This is a genomic window from Nostoc sp., from assembly GCF_036917655.1.
GTDB lineage: Bacteria > Cyanobacteriota > Cyanobacteriia > Cyanobacteriales > Nostocaceae > Nostoc.
Window position 1 is genome coordinate 1 of record NZ_JBALCY010000050.1, and the last position, 2165, is coordinate 2165.

Genomic DNA, 2165 nt, shown 5'->3' on the forward strand with positions numbered 1-2165 from the left:
ACTTGCTTTTCAAATAATTGATGAATACATTTATCTTTTGGATATTCACTCTCCGTTTGATTCCATTCTACTAACAATTGATGCCGTTCTGCTTCCGTTAACAAGGAAACTTGCTCATAGTGTTCTTCTGGTTGGGTAGCCATTGCCATCAGAACTGCACTGTAATAATCACTAATTCTTTTCATCTGCTCAGAACTAAACTGGTCTGTAGCATAATTAAGAATTAAGAATATTTCAGATGTTACGGGGTTAACAGAAAATTGGGCTGCTAATGCAAAATTAGTTTGCTCAAAAAATTGCACTCCTAATAACTTCAAGTTATCGATACCAGATAAACGCTTGTAAACATGGAAATTGACATAATTAAATATCGTTTTAAATAGAGGTTGTCCTAATCCCAGCTCCTGCTGCAATTGTGCCAAGGGGTATTGTTGAAAAGGCAAGGACTCCCGCTCTTGTTCAAAAGTCTGTGCTATCAATTCAATCCAAGTTCCCCCATTGAGATGCATTCGCCAAGGCATGGTATTAAGAAATAAACCCAGAATTCGTTCACTATTTTCCTCTGCTGGTCTTCCATGAGTTGGCACTCCTGTAATGATATCTGCTTGGTTACTTAAAAAGCTGATTACCCTTAAATGAGCAGCCAACAAAACACTTTTGAGGGGTACCACAACTTTTCTGGCTAATTGCCTCAGTTCTGCTGATAAACTTGCTGATATCTCAACTTCTTGTATTTTTACCTGTTTTACTGACTTATGTTGTTGAGGAGATGTGCTAGAGGATAACTTGGTTACAGTTAAGTCGGCTAGTTTTTCTTGCCAATATTTTTGGTGTCTCTGAGACTGTAGTGTTTCCTGTTCTAAAGCTACATAATCTCGAAAGGTTAAACTTGGTGCTGTTTCCAGAGGCGAAACTTTATGCCCTAGTAGGAAGAAATATTGTTGAAGCAATTCCGTCATTAGAGTTGCCACACTCCAACCATCTAAAATGGCATGATGACAACTGAAACTTATGTTAAAAGTGTCACTACTACGTTGATGGATGCGAAAGCGTAGCAGTGGTGCTTTCTCCCACACAAATGGATTTTGTTTCTCCTGTTCAATCCAAGTTGCAATGATCTTCTCTTGTTCATCTAATGGCAAAGAACTGAGGTCATCAATAGGTAAATCAATGCTTACTTGAGAATGAACCAATTGCAGTGGCTGTGGAAATTGAGTTAGGGATATGCTGGTACGTAGCACTGGATGACGAGCGACAATCTCTTTTATACTTGAATGTAGAAGTTGGATGGTGAGGGGAGCTTGCAGATAATAACTGAAAACATCATGGTATACAGCAGTTGAAGGGGCATATTCACTATGAAAGAGCATTCCCAATTGTAACTTTGTCAATGGATAAGCATCTTCAATCCCATTTGGTAAAGACTGACGTTCTTCTGAGCTAATTAGACTTAAAGGGGCTGTTTTTACAGTACTCAACGATAACTCTGATTGATGAATTTCCTTGACAAGCTCATGGATTGTCTGGTGTTGAAACAACTGTTGTAAGGACAATCTTAGTCCACTTTTCTTGGCTAGAGCTAACACTTGCACGCTCAACAAGGAATCCCCACCGAGTTCAAAGAAGTTGTCATAAATACCCACTTCTCCAACTCCAAGCACTTTAGACCAAATCTGCGCTATCAGTTCTTCTTCGAGAGTTATCGGTGCAACAAAATTAGTTTTTAATTCTGAGCTTTGTACATCTATTGCATTTAGTGCTTTACTATCTATTTTGCCGTTCGGCGTTAAGGGTAGATTTCCTAAGAAGATAAAGGCTGATGGTATCATGTATTCTGGTAGCTTTTGTTTGAGATATTCTCTGAGTTGATTATTATTTAGAGATTCATCATCAGTGACTAAATATGCTACCAGACGTTTGTTATTTGCAATGTCTTCTCTGACGATTACTACTGCTTGTTGAACTTGAGGATGACTGTTGAGAACTGCTTCTATTTCTCCTAGTTCTATCCGAAATCCTCTTATTTTTACTTGATTGTCTATACGTCCAAGGTATTCAATCTCGCCATTAGGTAAATAACGTGCCTTATCTCCTGTTCGGTAAAGACGACCTACTCCAAATGGATTAGAAATAAATCTCTCTTTTGTTAATTCTAGACGGTTGAG

At 38.3% G+C, this 2165-nt stretch carries 1 protein-coding gene; it reads right to left on the reverse strand.

Annotated features, from left to right (window positions below; all coding sequences use genetic code 11):
• A partial coding sequence (locus tag V7K30_RS17750) for a condensation domain-containing protein (protein ID WP_335001424.1) occupies positions 1-2165 on the reverse strand: 2165 nt, incomplete at both ends.